The organism is Micrococcus sp. UYEF5, assembly GCF_040546065.1.
Lineage (GTDB): Bacteria > Actinomycetota > Actinomycetes > Actinomycetales > Micrococcaceae > Micrococcus > Micrococcus luteus.
The window spans coordinates 324039-339271 of record NZ_JBEPNB010000002.1 but is presented as its reverse complement, the minus strand read 5'-3'; the positions used below and the strand labels follow the sequence as shown (position 1 = coordinate 339271).

11 protein-coding genes are annotated in these 15233 nt (G+C 72.8%); 7 read left to right on the top strand and 4 right to left on the bottom strand.

The features are described from left to right. Positions 1 to 25: 25 nt before the first annotated feature. Positions 26 to 1243 (bottom strand): class I SAM-dependent methyltransferase, encoded by a 1218-nt coding sequence (locus tag ABIB16_RS03520; RefSeq protein ID WP_354436047.1) that lies wholly within the window; start codon positions 1241 to 1243, stop codon positions 26 to 28. Further along, positions 1236 to 1937 (bottom strand): IMPACT family protein, encoded by a 702-nt coding sequence (locus ABIB16_RS03515; protein WP_069941453.1) that lies wholly within the window; start codon positions 1935 to 1937, stop codon positions 1236 to 1238. The genes ABIB16_RS03520 and ABIB16_RS03515 overlap by 8 nt, the downstream gene beginning before the upstream one ends. A 154-nt stretch (positions 1938 to 2091) precedes the next feature. On the opposite strand from ABIB16_RS03515, the gene coaE (ABIB16_RS03510) reads away from it, so the two are divergent. From coaE (ABIB16_RS03510) to ABIB16_RS03480, 7 genes are all read left to right on the top strand, one after another. Beyond that, positions 2092 to 4461, top strand: coding sequence for a dephospho-CoA kinase (coaE, locus tag ABIB16_RS03510; protein ID WP_354436046.1), 2370 nt, complete (start codon positions 2092 to 2094; stop codon positions 4459 to 4461). Beyond that, complete coding sequence (gene coaE / locus ABIB16_RS03505; protein ID WP_036315330.1) at positions 4458 to 5105, top strand: dephospho-CoA kinase; 648 nt, start codon at positions 4458 to 4460, stop codon at positions 5103 to 5105. The genes coaE (ABIB16_RS03510) and coaE (ABIB16_RS03505) overlap by 4 nt, the downstream gene beginning before the upstream one ends. A 37-nt stretch (positions 5106 to 5142) precedes the next feature. Continuing rightward, positions 5143 to 7272: an excinuclease ABC subunit UvrB gene (uvrB, locus tag ABIB16_RS03500; RefSeq protein WP_354436045.1), complete on the top strand. Its 2130-nt coding sequence runs from the start codon at positions 5143 to 5145 to the stop codon at positions 7270 to 7272. Between the two features lie 76 nt (positions 7273 to 7348). Further along, positions 7349 to 7987: a SatD family protein gene (locus ABIB16_RS03495; protein ID WP_354436044.1), complete on the top strand. Its 639-nt coding sequence runs from the start codon at positions 7349 to 7351 to the stop codon at positions 7985 to 7987. Continuing rightward, entirely contained in the window at positions 7984 to 8748 is a 765-nt protein-coding gene (locus ABIB16_RS03490) for a hypothetical protein (RefSeq protein WP_122054304.1), read from the top strand. The genes ABIB16_RS03495 and ABIB16_RS03490 overlap by 4 nt, the downstream gene beginning before the upstream one ends. 82 nt (positions 8749 to 8830) lie before the next feature. Next, the gene (locus ABIB16_RS03485) at positions 8831 to 9763 is read left to right on the top strand and encodes a TerC/Alx family metal homeostasis membrane protein (protein ID WP_049147867.1); all 933 of its coding nucleotides are present in this window, start codon (positions 8831 to 8833) and stop codon (positions 9761 to 9763) included. A 16-nt stretch (positions 9764 to 9779) separates the two neighbouring features. Beyond that, complete coding sequence (locus ABIB16_RS03480) at positions 9780 to 11039, top strand: TerC family protein (RefSeq protein ID WP_144826485.1); 1260 nt, start codon at positions 9780 to 9782, stop codon at positions 11037 to 11039. 52 nt (positions 11040 to 11091) lie between these two features. Here ABIB16_RS03480 and ABIB16_RS03475 read toward each other — a convergent pair whose 3' ends face one another. Together ABIB16_RS03475 and ABIB16_RS03470 are read right to left on the bottom strand one after the other, a co-directional pair. Beyond that, positions 11092 to 12558 (bottom strand): alpha/beta fold hydrolase, encoded by a 1467-nt coding sequence (locus ABIB16_RS03475; protein ID WP_354436043.1) that lies wholly within the window; start codon positions 12556 to 12558, stop codon positions 11092 to 11094. 32 nt (positions 12559 to 12590) lie between these two features. Next, entirely contained in the window at positions 12591 to 15224 is a 2634-nt protein-coding gene (locus tag ABIB16_RS03470; protein ID WP_041102711.1) for a DEAD/DEAH box helicase, read from the bottom strand. Positions 15225 to 15233 lie beyond the last annotated feature (9 nt).

The window sequence follows — 15233 nt, the reverse complement described above, 5'->3', positions numbered from 1 at the left end:
AGCGGACGGGACCCGACGGCCGCGCTCAGCGGCGCTCGGAGACCGTCACGGTGAACGTGCGGTCGCGCGCCGTCTGCCGGGTCGGCCCGACGAGGTCCTCCAGCACCGGCCGGTACCGCAGGTGCGAGTTCCAGACGCACCACAGCCGGCCGCCCGGCTCCAGCACCCGCGCCGCGGCCGCCACCAGCCGGTGGGCCACGGAGGGGTCCACGGCGTTGCCGTCGTGGAACGGGGGATTCAGGAGCACGCACTCCTCCGTCCCGTCCGGCCACGTGGTCAGGGCGTCGTCGCGCACGGCCCGGACGCGGTCCGCCACGCGGTTCGCGCGGGCCGTGGCCAGCGTCGAGGCCACCGCCACGGCGGACTGGTTGGTGGCCAGCACGGTGACGTGCGGCCACAGCCGCGCCGCCCCGACCGAGAGCAGCCCGTTGCCGCAGCCCAGGTCCACGACGCGCCCGGGCGGGCGCGGGTCGTCGGCGAGCGAGGCGAGCAGCAGACGGGAGCCCGGGTCGGCGGCGGCACCACCGAAGGCGCCGGCGTGGGCCACCAGATGCAGGCTCCCCACGCCGGGGACGTCGCGGTCGGCCTCCTCCGGTGGCCGGGGGGTCACGCCGGGACGCGGGCCCCGGGCCGTGAGCACGCGCGCCTTGCGGCGGCCCCGTCCGGCGACGACGTCCTCGAAGGCCGCGCCGAGCACCGCGTTCATGCGCGGGCTCATGTGCTTGTCGCGGCCGCCGGCCAGCAGGACCACGCCGGGGTCGGCCGCGGCTGCGACGATCCGGGACAGCCGGTCGAGCTCGTCGAGCGAGCGGGGCAGCGGCAGCAGGACCGTCCGGGCTCCCCGGGCCGCGTCCTCGGGCGTGGCCGTTCGCTCGAGCTCGCCCGCCTCCCCGCCGAGGCGACCGGCGGCGCGCCACGCGGCGAGGTTCGCGTCCAGCGAGCGCTCGGCGGAGGCGTCGTCCTGGTGGACCCGCACGTCGTGGCCGGCCGTGAGCAGGGGCAGGGTCAGGGCGCCGTGTCGGTCCTCCAGGACGGCCACCGGGCCGGGGACGTGCCCGCTCGCGATCCACCCGGCCAGGGTGTCGAGCAGGAGCAGGTCCGCCGCGTCGTGGGCCTGGCGGTCGGGCTCGGGCGGCAGCGGCCACCGATCCAGCGCCGCGAAGTCCACGCCCGCGGTGAGGTCGTCCGGCAGCCCGCCGTGGGCGACATCGGGGGTGACCCCCCGGGGCAGCGGTTCACTCATGGTCCACCCAGTCCTCTCCGATCCGTTCCGCATGCCCCGCGCCGGCCGTGACGTCCGCGAGCCGCTCCGCGAACGCCGCGCGGGCCTCCTCGGTGTCCGGCACGCCGACCGTCAGGCGTACCGCCGCGGCGCCGTAGCTCGCCTCCAGCACGGACACGCCCGCCGCGCGCAGCTCGTTCTCCCACCGGCCGGCGTCGGTGTGGGGCGCCTCCACCGCGAGCAGGGCCAGCCGGGAGCGGGTGCGCAGCGGGGCGGCGTCGAGTGCCCCGGACACCGAGTCCGAGTAGGCGCGCACCAGGCCCCCGGCGCCCAGCTTGATCCCCCCGAACCAGCGCACGACGACGGCGCACACGTCCGTCAGGTCGGTCCGGCCCGGCGCGGTCTCGCGCTGGAGGACGGCCTCGAGCATGGGGACGCCGGCCGTGCCGGCGGGCTCGCCGTCGTCGCTGGAGCGCATCCGGTCCCGGGCGGGGCCGAGGACGAACGCGCTGCACACGTGCCGCGCGTCGTGGTGCCGGCGCCGCAGGACGGCGACCATCTCGCGCGCCTGCGCCTCGTCCTCGACGCGCCCGAGGTAGGTGAGGAAGCGGCTGCGGCGGATCTCCACCTCCCGTTCCAGCCAGCCGTCGGGGTCGCGGGCGGACGCCGGCAGGACCGTGCAGCGCGCGGTCGGGGCGGGGGCGGGATCGGGCATGACCCCACCCTAGGGGCTGGCCGAGGACGGGCACGCCGTCGAGCCCGGACGTGAGCTTCGGTACAGTGGAAGACCGTGCCACCCGGCACCGGCCCACCGGTGAGCGTGCACGCGTGCCGCCGCGGGCCTCCCACGACCCTGTCCCGGGAGACTCATGACTTCCCCGCTCACTCGCCTGCACGACACGTTGGGGCTCCGCACGAGTCCGGCGATCTTCTTCGGCTCGGCCGCCGCGGTCGTGCTCTTCACCGCCGCGATGGGCCTGTTCCCTGGCCCGGTCCAGGCGGCCTTCGGCGTGGTCTCGAGCTGGCTGCGCTACGACGTCGGCTGGATCTACACCCTCAGCCTGACCCTGCTGGTGGCGTTCCTGTTCATCCTCGCCGTGACCCGGTACGGCCGGGTCAAGCTCGGCGACGACGACGCGGTGCCGGAGTACTCCGGCCTGACCTGGTTCGGCATGATGTTCGCCGCCGGCGTCGGCGCGGTGCTGATGTTCTGGGGCATCGCGGAGCCGATGAACCACTACGCCAACCCGCCCATGGCGGGGACGGAGCCGTTCTCCGACCGCGCGGCCTCGGAGGCCATGGCGATCGCGAACTTCCACTTCGGCATCCACATGTGGGCGATCCTGCTCGTCCCGGGCCTGTGCTTCGGCTACTTCACGTACAAGCGCAAGCTGCCCCCGCGCGTGTCCTCCGCCTTCCAGCCCCTCCTCGGCGATCGCATCCACGGCCCCATCGGCAAGACGATCGACATCATCGCCGTGGTCTCCACCGTGTTCGGCCTCGGCGTGTCCGTGGGCCTGGGCGCCCTGCAGATCAACGCGGGCATGAACTACGTGCTGGGCACCCCCGTGGCCGGCTGGGTCCAGGCGCTCATCCTGGCCGTCGTCACCGCCGTGGGCACGGCCTCCGTGCTGGCCGGCATGGACAAGGGCGTCAAGCGGCTGTCCTACGGCAACATCCTGCTGGCGATCGCCCTGCTCGTGTACGTCCTGATGTGGGCCGTCTCCAGCATGGACGTCATCCGCGGCACCGTGCAGGCGATCGGCGAGTACGCCTCCATGCTGCCCGTGCTCTCCACCTACAACGACACGTACAACTCGGGCCAGTGGTCCGGTGACTGGACCGTTTTCTACTGGGCCTGGACCGTGACGTGGGCGCCCTTCGTGGGGATGTTCTTCGCCCGCATCTCACGCGGCCGCACCATCCGCTCCTTCATCATGGCCGGCCTCGGCCTGCCCACGGCGTTCGTCATCATCTGGATGGGCATCTACGGCTACTCCGCGTTCCAGTCGGACCGCGCCACCGCGCCGGCGCCGGGCCAGGGCGGTGACCTCACGCAGACGATCGTCACCGACGGCAACGTCCAGGCCGCCCTGTTCCAGCACCTGCAGGGCACGCCGCTCTACACGGTGGCCGCGGTCGTGGCGCTCGTGGTCATCACGCTGTTCTTCATCACCTCGATCGACTCGGGCGCGCTCGTGATGGACGCGATGGCCAATGGCCACGAGGATGCCGCGCCCCGCCGCCAGTCCGTGTTCTGGGCCGTGTCCATCGGCGCGGTCTGCGCGGCCATCATCCTCACCGCGGGCGAGAACGGCCTGGCGGCGCTGCAGGAGGTCATCATCGTGATCGGCCTGCCCATCCTGCTCATCACCGTCACGCAGGCCGCACTGCTGCTGCAGGCCCTGCGCGAGGACGCGGGTGCCGCGCGGCCCATGCGGACCCGCCAGTGGAAGCAGGTGCTGCCGGTCGAGGAGTACCGCCGCCGCGCCACCGAGGACGGCGTGGACGTCTCGGACTTCGTGATCCGCCCCGAGTTCGAGGTCGGCACCGAGCCGGAGAACGACACGCACACCCCGAAGACGTGGCACCAGCAGCGCATCGACGCGGCCAAGGCCCTCGTCACCGTCGGCCTGACCGGCGGCATCGCCTCGGGCCGCACCGAGGTCGGCGCGGAGCTCGAGCGGCTGGGGGCCGTCGTCGTGGAGTTCGATGACCTGATGGGGGAGATCCTCGTGCCCGGCAGCCCCGTGCTCGAGGAGCTCCGCTCGGTCTTCGGCGACGACATCGTCCGCGCGGACGGCACCCTGGACGCGCGCACCCTCAACCGGCTCACCGCCGAGAGCTCGACCGCCCGGACGCGCATGTACGAGATCGTCGCCCCGGCGGTGCGCGACGAGGCGAACCGCCGGGCTCGCGAGGTCGGCGAGGACTCCGTGCTGGTGGTCGACCTGGCCCTGCTGGCCGAGACCGGCTCCGAGCACGACTTCGACCAGGTGCTGGCCGTCTCTGCTCCCGCCGAGGTGCGTGTCGCCCGGCTCATGGAGTCCCACGACATGACCCGCGAGCAGGCCTGGGCCTTCATCGATGAGGAGGCGGCGGACGAGGAGCGGGCCGAGATCGCGGACACCGTGATCGAGAACGACGGCTCGCTCGAGGACCTGCAGGAGGCCGTCCGGGCATACTGGGAGGCCAAGATCCAGCCTCAGCTCGAGGCCGCCCGAGGAGAGCGCGTATGACCGAGACCGACCCGGTGGCCGAACGGCCGCGCGTCCATGTGGGCCTGACCGGCGGGATCGCCGCCGGCAAGTCCGCGGTGGCCCGTGTCCTGCAGGAGCGTGGCGCGCTCCTGGTGGACTCGGACGCCCTCGCCCGGCTGGTCCTCGAGAAGGGCACCGACGGGCTGGCCGCCGTCCAGGACGAGTTCGGGGACCGCGTCATCACCGCGGACGGTGAGCTCGACCGCGTCGAGATGGCCCGCATCGTCTTCGGGGACGAGGGCGCCCGACAGCGCCTGAACCGCATCGTGCACCCCCGGATCCGGGCTGCGGCCCGGCGCATCGTCGCCGAGGCCGGGCCGGACGCCGTCGTGGTCCAGGACGTGCCGCTGCTGGTGGAGACCGGGCAGGCGGACGCGTTCGACCTCGTGATCGTGGTGGAGGCCCCGCTCGAGGAGCGCCTGCGCCGGATGGTGGAGGACCGCGGCATGAGCCGCGCGGACGCCGAGGCGCGGATCGCGGCCCAGGCCACGGACGAGCAGCGGCGCGCCGTCGCGGACGTGGTCATCGTCAACGACGCCGACCTCGAGCGGCTCGCGTCCGTGGCGAACCAGGTGTGGGACCGGTTCCTCGCCCCCGGCGCGGCTGAGCCCTCGGCGGACTGACCGCCGGGGTGTCCGGGGCGCGACGTAGGGTTCTGCCATGAGCCTGGCCCAGAAGATCAACCGCGTCGTCGCCCCGTTCGAGGTCATCTCCCCCTACCAGCCCTCCGGTGACCAGCCGAAGGCCATCGCCGAGCTCGCCGAGCGCGTGGAGTCGGGGGAGAAGGACGTCGTCCTGATGGGCGCCACCGGCACGGGCAAGTCGGCGACGACGGCGTGGCTCGTCGAGCGCCTCCAGCGGCCCACGCTGGTGATGGTGCAGAACAAGACGCTCGCGGCGCAGCTGGCCAACGAGTTCCGCGAGCTGCTGCCCAACAACGCGGTCGAGTACTTCGTCTCCTACTACGACTACTACCAGCCCGAGGCGTACGTCCCGCAGACGGACACCTTCATCGAGAAGGACTCCTCCATCAACGAGGAGGTCGAGCGGCTGCGCCACTCGGCCACGAACGCGCTGCTGACCCGGCGGGACGTGATCGTGGTGGCCACCGTCTCCTGCATCTACGGCCTCGGCACGCCCGAGGAGTACATCGAGCAGATGGTCACCCTGCGCCGCGGTGCGGAGATGGACCGGGACGTGCTCCTGCGGCGGTTCGTGCAGATGCAGTACGTGCGCAACGACGTCGACTTCCACCGCGGCACCTTCCGGGTGCGGGGGGACACCGTGGAGATCATCCCCATGTACGAGGAGCTCGCGGTGCGCATCGAGTTCTTCGGGGACGAGATCGAGTCCATCCAGACCCTGCACCCGCTCACCGGCCAGGTGGTGCGCGAGGAGGAGGAGATGTACATCTTCCCGGCCTCGCACTACGTGGCCGGCGACGAGCGCATGGGCCGGGCGATCACCACCATCGAGGACGAGCTGCGGGAGCGGCTGCAGGAGCTGGAGTCCCAGGACAGGCTCCTCGAGGCGCAGCGGCTGCGCATGCGCACCACGTACGACCTCGAGATGATGCAGCAGATGGGCTACTGCAACGGCATCGAGAACTACTCGCGCCACATCGACGGCCGTCCCGCCGGCTCCGCCCCGCACTGCCTGCTGGACTACTTCCCGGACGACTTCCTGCTCGTGGTGGACGAGTCCCACGTGACCATCCCGCAGATCGGCGCGATGTACGAGGGGGACATGTCCCGCAAGCGCACCCTCGTGGAGCACGGCTTCCGCCTGCCCTCGGCCATGGACAACCGCCCGCTGAAGTGGGACGAGTTCCTCGAGCGGATCGGGCAGACCGTGTACCTCTCCGCGACGCCGGGCGCCTACGAGCTCGGCCAGGCGGACGGCTACGTCGAGCAGATCATCCGGCCCACCGGGCTGGTGGACCCGCAGGTGGTGGTCAAGCCGACCGAGGGGCAGATCGACGACCTGCTCGAGCAGATCCGCGTGCGCACGGCCAAGGACGAGCGCGTCCTGGTGACCACGCTGACCAAGCGCATGGCCGAGGACCTCACGGACTACCTGCTCGAGGCGGGGGTGAAGGTCGAGTACCTCCACTCGGATGTGGACACGCTGCGCCGCGTGGAGCTGCTGCGGGAGCTGCGCAAGGGCACCTTCGACGTGCTGGTGGGCATCAACCTGCTGCGCGAGGGCCTGGACCTGCCCGAGGTCTCGCTCGTGGCGATCCTGGACGCGGACAAGGAGGGGTTCCTGCGCTCCACCACCTCCCTCATCCAGACCATCGGCCGCGCCGCCCGCAACGTCTCCGGCGAGGTCCACATGTACGCCGACAACGTCACGGACTCCATGCGGCGGGCGATCGACGAGACCGAGCGGCGCCGGGCCGTGCAGATCGCGTACAACGAGGAGCACGGGATCGACCCCCAGCCGCTGCGCAAGCGCATCGCGGACATCACGGACCAGCTGGCCCGGGAGGACGCGGACACCGCCGACTTCCTCAAGGGCATGGGGGGCGTGAAGTCCGGGTTCGACTTCGGCATGGGCCACCGCGGCCTCAGCTCACTGGACCGGGCCCCGGCCACGGGGGAGGGCACCGAGGCCCCGGCGGTGGACCCGGCGTCGCTGCCCGCCAAGGACCTGGCCGATCTGATCGAGCAGATGTCGAAGCAGATGCACCAGGCGGCGGCGGACCTGCAGTTCGAGCTCGCCGCCCGCCTGCGCGACGAGGTCGGCGAGCTCAAGAAGGAGCTGCGGCAGATGAAGCGGGAGCAGTGACCACCCGGCATGATGCCGACCCAGGGTGTTATGAAAACACTGATGAATGTCGTCATATCAGTGATAGTGTGACGCCATGAGCGCAGCACCCCCGGTCGCGGCCGTGATCGCGGACATCGTCGGCTCCCGCGCCCTCCCGGACCGGGAGCGCGCGCAGGAGCAAATCCTGGCCGCCTTCGCGGCCGCGGAACAGGACGTCCCGCCGCTGCGCCCCGCCTGGGCCAGCGTCGGCGACGAGTTCCAGGCGCTGCACCGCACCTGGCCGGACGCGCTCCGGCTGACCGTCCGCGTCACGCTCGCCCTGCCCCCGGGCCTCGACCTGCGCTTCGGGATCGGCCTGGGGCAGCGGCGGGCCCTGGACGCCGGCGAAGACGGCATCGAGGACGGCACGGCCTGGTATCGGGCCCGCGAGGCCGTCGAGCACGCGCACGAGCGGGCCGCCGGCGCCGCGACCGCCTTCCGTGCCGCGGACCCGTCCCTCACCGCCGCCGTGGACGGGCTCGCCCTGCTGCGCGACCACGTCCTCGGCCGGCTCAAGGCCCGCGAACGCCGGATCGCCGCAGCCCTGCTGGGCGGGGCGACCCAGGCGGAGGCCGCACGGGCGGAGCGGATCACGCAGTCCGCGGTGTCGCAGACCGTCGCGCGGTCCGGGATCGGCCGGCTGCTCGAGCTGGACGCCGAGCTCGCCGCCGCGGCGACGGAGGTCGCGCCGTGACCGCCCTCGCACTGCTCGCCCTGGGGCTGCACGACCTGCTCGACGCCGTCCTGCCCGGCGCCTGGCCCGCCCCACGGCGGCGGTGGCTCGCCCGGGCCGGCGCGGCCGTGGCCGCCGTCCTCGCCGCGGTGCTGGTGGCCGTGCTGGCGCCGACCGGCGTGGCCGTCGCGGTGGGCGGCGGCCTGGTGTCCCTCGGCCTGCTGATGGGCTGGACGTGGCTGCACCCGGACCGGCCGCTCGGGGTGGTCGCGGTGGTGGCCGTGGTCGGCCTGGTGGCCGTGCTCGAGTCGACCCTGGCGCCCGCGGGCCTGCGCTCCGCGCCCCCGGCCCTCACGCTGTTGGCGGTGGCGCTGGCCCTGACCGAGACCGGCAACCGGGTCACCCGCGCGGTCCTCGCCCTGGCGGGCCGGCCCGCCGACGGAGGCGACGAGGAGGCGGAGGACCCCGCGGCGGAGCCCACGACCGTGCCGTCCGCCGCGCCCACGGACCCCGCGGCCGACGGCCTGCGCGGCGGCCGCTACATCGGGCCCATGGAGCGGCTGCTCATGGTCGTGCTGGGGCTCGCGCAGGCCTATCCGGTGATCGCGGCCCTGATGGCGGCCAAGGGCATCGTGCGCTTCCCGGAGATCTCGGCGGACCGCGGAGCCGGCTCGCGCGCGGAGGAGTTCCTCATCGGCTCCCTCGCCAGCTGGGGCCTGGCCGCCGCCGGCGCCGTCGTCGTCTGGCTCGCCCTCGGCTTGACCGCCCCCGGCGCAGCCTGAGACCGGGCCCACCCGCATCCGCGCGCGGGGCCGCACCCGTCTAGACTGGCGCGGCCCCCACGAAAGGAACCCCTCCAAGGACGTGCTCTGTCCCGCCTTCGAGACCACGACCCTTGTGGTCCTCGGCGTCATCCTCCTGCTCGACCTGCTGTACGTCGCGCGCCGCCCCCACGAGCCCTCCATGAAGGAGGCCGGCCTGTGGATCGGGTTCTACGTGGCGCTGGCGCTGGTCTTCGCGGGGCTGCTCTTCGCGGGGCTGCTCTTCGCCCTGGGCGATGCGCAGCACGGCACCGAGTTCCTCGCCGGCTGGGTCACCGAGTACAGCCTCAGCGTGGACGACCTGTTCGTGTTCCTCATCATCATGGCCACGTTCCAGGTGCCCCGCCGCTACCAGCAGGAGGTGCTGATGGTGGGCATCATCATCGCGCTGATCGCCCGCGCGGTGTTCATCGCGGTCGGCGCCGTCGCCATCGAGCACCTGACGTGGGAGTTCTACATCTTCGGCGCCTTCCTGCTCTGGACCGCCTGGCAGCAGCTCAAGGACGACGGCGGGGACGAGGAGTCCGAGCCGGGCGTCGTGGCCCGCCTGACCCGCCGCCTCAACGTGGCGCCGGACTACGACGGCAACCGACTGCGCACCACCGTGGACGGCCGGCGCATGTTCACCCCCATGGTGGTCGTGTTCATCACGATCGGCCTGACGGACGTGATGTTCGCGGTGGACTCCATCCCGGCGATCTTCGGCCTCACCCAGAACTGGTTCATCGTCCTGACCGCCAATATCTTCGCCCTCATGGGCCTGCGCCAGCGGGCCCGACGACGCCCCGCTCCGCCCGCCGCGGGTCGGGGCGTCGTCGTGCGACCGGGTAGACTGACCGGCGACGTAGGGGAGTATCCCGAACACTGTGGACGTCAGCACGCCGCGGCCGCCGAGAGCGCGCCGCCGGCCGGACACAGGGGCCCGGGCCGCGGTCGCGGCGGGCGGAGAGACTTGCGGCACCGTCCCGACCCTTGACGCCGAGAGGTGACCCGTGGAAATCAACGGCCTGACCTGGGGCCTGACGATCGCGCTGATCGTCGGCCTCCTCGCATTCGACTACTTCGCCCATGTCCGCAAGGCGCACACGCCGACGATCCGGGAGGCCGCGATCTGGTCCGGCGTCTACGTCGGCCTCGCGCTCATCTTCGGCCTCGTGTTCTTCGCCTTCGGCGACACCCAGCACGCGGTCGAGTACTACACCGGCTACCTGCTGGAGAAGGCGCTCAGCGTCGACAACCTGTTCGTCTTCCTGGTCATCATGGCCAGCTTCCGCGTGCCCCGCGACTACCAGCAGAAGGTGCTGCTGTTCGGCATCACGTTCGCGCTGATCTCGCGCACCTTGTTCATCCTGCTGGGCGCCGCCGTCATCGCCGCGTGGTCGGACGTGTTCTACCTCTTCGGCCTGTTCCTGCTGATCATCGCCGGCGGCCAGCTCAAGGGCGAGATGTCCGGCGACGCCGAGGGCGCCCAGGACGAGGCGGACAACGTGATGGTCCGCCTCGTCAAGCGGTTCCTGCCCGCCTCCGAGCAGTTCGACGGCGACCGCCTCTTCACGACGGTGGACGGCAAGCGCCTCATGACGCCGATGCTCCTCGTGATGATCGCGATCGGCGCCACGGACATCCTCTTCGCCTTCGACTCCATCCCCGCGATCTTCGGCGTGACCCAGGAGGCGTACATCGTCTTCACCGCCACGGCGTTCTCGCTCATGGGCCTGCGCCAGCTGTACTTCCTGATCGACGGCCTGCTCGACCGCCTCGTCTACCTGGCCTACGGGCTCTCCGCGCTGCTGGCGTTCATCGGCGTGAAGCTGATCCTGCACGCCCTGCACGAGAACAACCTGCCGTTCATCAACGGCGGCGAGAACGTGCCCGTCGTCGAGATCCCCACGACGCTGTCCCTCGTGGTCGTCGTCGTGATCCTGGCGATCACCGTGGCGATCTCCCTGGCCTCGCCGAAGGGCCAGGCCCTGCGGGCGCTGCAGAACGCCGAGAAGTACTCGTACCGGTACTCGAAGCTGCCCGAGGACGCCGACCCGGCCGAGCGCGAGCGCGCCGCCGCCCTGATGGATCGCTGGACGGCCCGGGCCGAGGCCGTGGACCAGCGCTGGCGCGACCAGCTGCTCGAGCACAAGGACGCGTGGTCGGCCATCATCCGCACGGCCCACGAGACCCGGCTCGCCGATCCCCGTGACGACGACGCGCGCGGGGTCTCCGAGCAGATCGTGCGGCAGGACGGGCCCACCGTCTGAGCCGATCACGGCGCCGGGGAGCCCTCCGCCGGCGCCCGGGCCCCCGGGCCGGTCAGTCGACCGGGTCGGGGGCCGTCGTCGTCCCGGCGCCGTCCGGCGCGGTCATCGCCAGGAGCCGCTCGAGGATCGCCGGTCCGTCGTCGGCGATGCCGTCGTGGTGGAAGGCGTCGGTCTCCCACACCTGCAGGCCGCGGACGCGCCGCGCGGTCTCGAGCGAGAGGTCCCGGTCCACGTACACGTCGTCGGCGTAGACGGCGGCGGCCACGGGGACGGTGTTCTGCGCCAGGGCAGCCACGTCGTAGAGCGGGCCCCACTGCGTGCGCTCGGCGAGCAGCCGCGCCGTGCCGGCCAGGGGCCGCAGCCGGGGGTCGACCTCGACGGACCAGGGCATGACGTGTTCGCCCGTGGGCAGCGGGACCGTGGTCGCCTCCGGGTCGAAGTCCGGGTGCTCGGCGAGCATCCGGGACGCCGACCAGCCGGTGTCCGCCCGGCCGCCGGCCAGGTCCGCCGGCTGCGCGTAGATCGCCTCGTGCAGCACGGTGTAGAGCGGGTTGACGAGGCGGTCGTCCTGGTCGGCGACGGCGGCCAGGAACGTCTCGGACAGGCGCGGCGCGGGTCCGGTGCGGTCCACGGCCTCGGCGAGGGCCCAGTGCAGGCGGTCCACGCGGGTGTTGCCGCCCAGCAGCATGCCCAGACCCTGGGCCCGTCCCACGGTGAGCGGCCCGCCGCCGGGCAGGGGGATCGGGGCGCCCGCGGCCTCGGCGGCGCGGATCAGCCCCACGGCCTCCGACCACGCGTCGCGGTCGGCCGGGTGCCGGTCGAAGAACTCCTCGGTGCGGGCGCGCATCCGGGCGTAGGTGGCCCGGTAGACCCGGTCGGCGTGGCCGGTGAGCGGGGCGAGGCCGCCGGTCACCAGGCTGCGCTGCAGGCCCTCCGGGTGGAAGGAGAGATAGCTCAGCGTGCAGAACCCGCCGAAGCTCTGGCCCAGTGTGGTCCACGGCCCGGCGCCGAGGGCGAGGCGCAGCATCTCGGCGTCCCGCACGATCGAGGGCGCCCGCAGGTGCACCAGGTGCTCGGCGCGCGCCTCGTCCGTGGCGAAGGCGCCCGGGGCGGTCAGGGTCGCCACAGTGGCCGGGGTCGAACGCCCCGTGCCGCGCTGGTCCAGCAGCAGCACGCGGTGGCTCTCGGCCAGCGCGCCGAGCCAGCCGCTCAGGCGCGCCGGGCGGGGCCCGGCACTGCCGGGGCCACCCTGGAGGTACAGGGCCCAGGGACGCTCGCCCCCGGGGTCGTCCTTCGCCCGGATCTCGCGGGCGAAGACGGTCAGCGTGCCGCGCCCGTGCGGCCCGACGCCGGTGCCCGCCGCGTCCTGCGCCTCGGCCTCGGCGAGGCCCAGCGCGTGGTCGATCGGCACCGAGAACCAGTGGTCCACCGTGACGGTGCCGTCGTAGAGCTCGGTGCGCTCGCCCACGCGGTGGCGGGCCGGCTCGAGGGGAGCGAAGCCGCGCGGGTCGCCCGCCACGGGCCGTCCTGCCGCCCGAGCGTCCCCGGCGCTCACAGGCCCCACCCGGACTCGGGCGCGCCCACGGAGACCACCCGGATCACGGGATGGCCCGCCTCGTCGGAGGCGTCCAGGTCGACCACGGCGTTGATCCCGTGGTCCAGGTCCCCGTCCGGGTCCTTCAGGACCTGCCGCACCGCCCACCAGCGCGGGCCGGCCAGCTCCAGCGGGGCGGCGACGTCGGGGGCCGCGGCCACGCGGAACAGCTCGGGGCCGCGCGCGGCGGGGCCGTCGTCGATGTCCTCGTGGTCGTCGAAGTAGGCGTCGAGGGCGTCGGCCCAGTCGTCGGCGGACAGCTCGCCGGACAGGCGCGCGAGCGCCTCGTCCCGCTCGTCGCCGAACAGGCGCACCCGCTGGAACATCGCGTTGCGGACCATCACCCGGAACACGGGCTCGTTGTCCGTCAGGCGAGGCGGGGCCGGCGGCTCGAGCGCCTCCATGTCCCGGCGCAGCTCGTCGATGTCCCCGGCCACCAGGTCCTCCCACTCCTCCAGGAGGGACGAGTCGGTCTGCTTCACCATCTCGTCGAGCCAGTCCAGCAGCACCTGGAGCTCCTCGGTGCGGGCCGCCTCGGGGACGGTGTGGCGCAGTGCCTTGACCGCGTCCGTGAGGTAGCGCAGCAGCACGCCCTCGGACCGGGCGATCCCGTAGAACCGCACGTAGTCGCCGAAGCCCATGGCCCGCTCGAACATGTCGCGCACCACGGACTTGGGGGTCAGCTCGAACTCCGCGAGCCACGGGGCGTCCTGCCGGTAGAGCTCGAACTGCTGCTCGAGGAGCTCGGCCAGCGGCCGCGGGTGGGTGATCTCGTCGAGGGCCCGCATGCGGTCGTTGTAGTCCATGCCCTCGGCCTTCATGGCGGCCACGGCCTCGCCCTTGGCGTGCTTGACCTGGGCGGAGAGCACCTGGCGCGGCGGGTCGAGGGTCGCCTCGATCACGGAGACGACGTCGAGCGCGTGGTCGGGATCGGCCGGGTCCAGCAGGTCGAGCGCGGCGAGGGCGAAGGGGGAGAGCGGCTGGTTGAGCGCGAAGTCCGGCTGCAGGTCCACCGTGAGGTCCACGGTGCGGCCCTCGGCGTCCGGCTCGGGCAGACGCTCGACGACGCCCGTGGCCAGCAGCTCCCGGAAGATCCCGAGCGCGCGGCGCATGAGCACCGCCTGGCGGGCCGGGGTCTCGTGGGTGCCGCGCAGCAGGCGCCGGACCGCGATGACCGGGTCGCCGGGCCGGTCGAGGATGTTCAGCAGCATGGAGTGCGTGATCCGCATGCGGGAGACCAGCGGCTCCGGCTCGGCGGAGACGAGGCGCTCGAACGTCGCCGGCCCCCACGAGACGAAGCCGGCCGGCGGGGTCTTGCGCTTGCCGGACTTCACGGACTGCTTCATGCGCTTGGCCCGCTCGGCCTCGTCCTTGACGTTCGCGAACTTCGCCGCGGCCTTGCGCTCGGCCGCCTTGTTCTCGATCACGTGCTCGGGGGCCTGGACCACCACGGTGCCGGAGGTGTCGAAGCCGGCCCGGCCCGCCCGGCCGGCGATCTGGTGGAACTCGCGGGCCTGGAGCAGGCGGGTCTTCTCGCCGTCGAACTTGGACAGCGCGGTGAGCAGCACGGTGCGGATCGGCACGTTGATCCCGACGCCCAGCGTGTCCGTGCCGCAGATGACCTTGAGCAGCCCGTCCTGGGCCAGCTTCTCCACGAGGCGGCGGTACTTGGGCAGCATGCCCGCGTGGTGCACGCCGATGCCCGCCCGGACGAGGCGGTTCAGGGTGTGCCCGAAGCCCGCGGAGAAGCGGAAGCCGGCGATCCGCGCGGCGATCGCCTCCTTCTCCTCCCTGGACGTCACCGAGATCGAGGACAGACCCTGGGCCGTCTCCACGGCGTCCAGCTGCGAGAAGTGCACGATGTACACCGGTGCCTGGTGGGTGCTCACGAACTCCTCGACCTTCTCCTGCAGCGGCACCTCGGACCACTCGAACGTCAGCGGGATGGGGCGCTCCGCGTGGGCGACGACGGCGACCTCGCGCCCGGTGCGCTCGGTCAGGTCCGCCTCGAGGCGGGTCGTGTCGCCGAGGGTGGCCGACATCAGCAGGAACCGGGCCTGCGGCAGCTCGAGGAGGGGCACCTGCCAGGCCCAGCCGCGGGAGGGGTCCGCGTAGTAGTGGAACTCGTCCATCACCACGGTGCCGATCTCCATGCCCGAGCCCTCGCGCAGCGCGCGGTTGGCGAGGATCTCGGCGGTGCAGCAGATGATGGGCGCGTCACCGTTGACGGTGGAGTCGCCCGTGACCATGCCGACGTTCTCCGCGCCGAACACGTCCACCAGCGCGAAGAACTTCTCCGAGACGAGCGCCTTGATCGGCGCCGTGTAGTAGGAGACGGCGTCGTGGGCGAGCGCGTCGGCGTGCGCGGCCAGCGCCACCAGGGACTTGCCGGAGCCGGTGGGCGTCGCCAGGATCACGTGCCGGCCCTGGACGAGCTCGAGGGCGGCCTCCTCCTGGGCGGGGTAGAGCGAGATCCCGCGGTCCTCGGTCCAGGCCGCGAAGGCCCCGAAGACGTCGTCGGCGTCCGGGGCCGGCGGGAGCGCGTCGATGCGGTCGGTCAGCGAGGGCGGGTTCGTGGCGGCAGAAGTCATCGCCCCCAG

Bases quoted from the DNA above. Each gene is read 5' to 3' on its own strand.
- ABIB16_RS03520 (WP_354436047.1), bottom strand. From the start codon at position 1,243: ATGAGTGAACCGCTGCCCCGGGGGGTCACCCCCGATGTCGCCCACGGC.
- uvrB (WP_354436045.1), top strand. From the start codon at position 5,143: ATGAGCCTGGCCCAGAAGATCAACCGCGTCGTCGCCCCGTTCGAGGTC.
- ABIB16_RS03470 (WP_041102711.1), bottom strand. From the start codon at position 15,224: ATGACTTCTGCCGCCACGAACCCGCCCTCGCTGACCGACCGCATCGAC.
- ABIB16_RS03495 (WP_354436044.1), top strand. From the start codon at position 7,349: ATGAGCGCAGCACCCCCGGTCGCGGCCGTGATCGCGGACATCGTCGGC.
- coaE (WP_036315330.1), top strand. From the start codon at position 4,458: ATGACCGAGACCGACCCGGTGGCCGAACGGCCGCGCGTCCATGTGGGC.
- coaE (WP_354436046.1), top strand. From the start codon at position 2,092: ATGACTTCCCCGCTCACTCGCCTGCACGACACGTTGGGGCTCCGCACG.
- ABIB16_RS03515 (WP_069941453.1), bottom strand. From the start codon at position 1,937: ATGCCCGATCCCGCCCCCGCCCCGACCGCGCGCTGCACGGTCCTGCCG.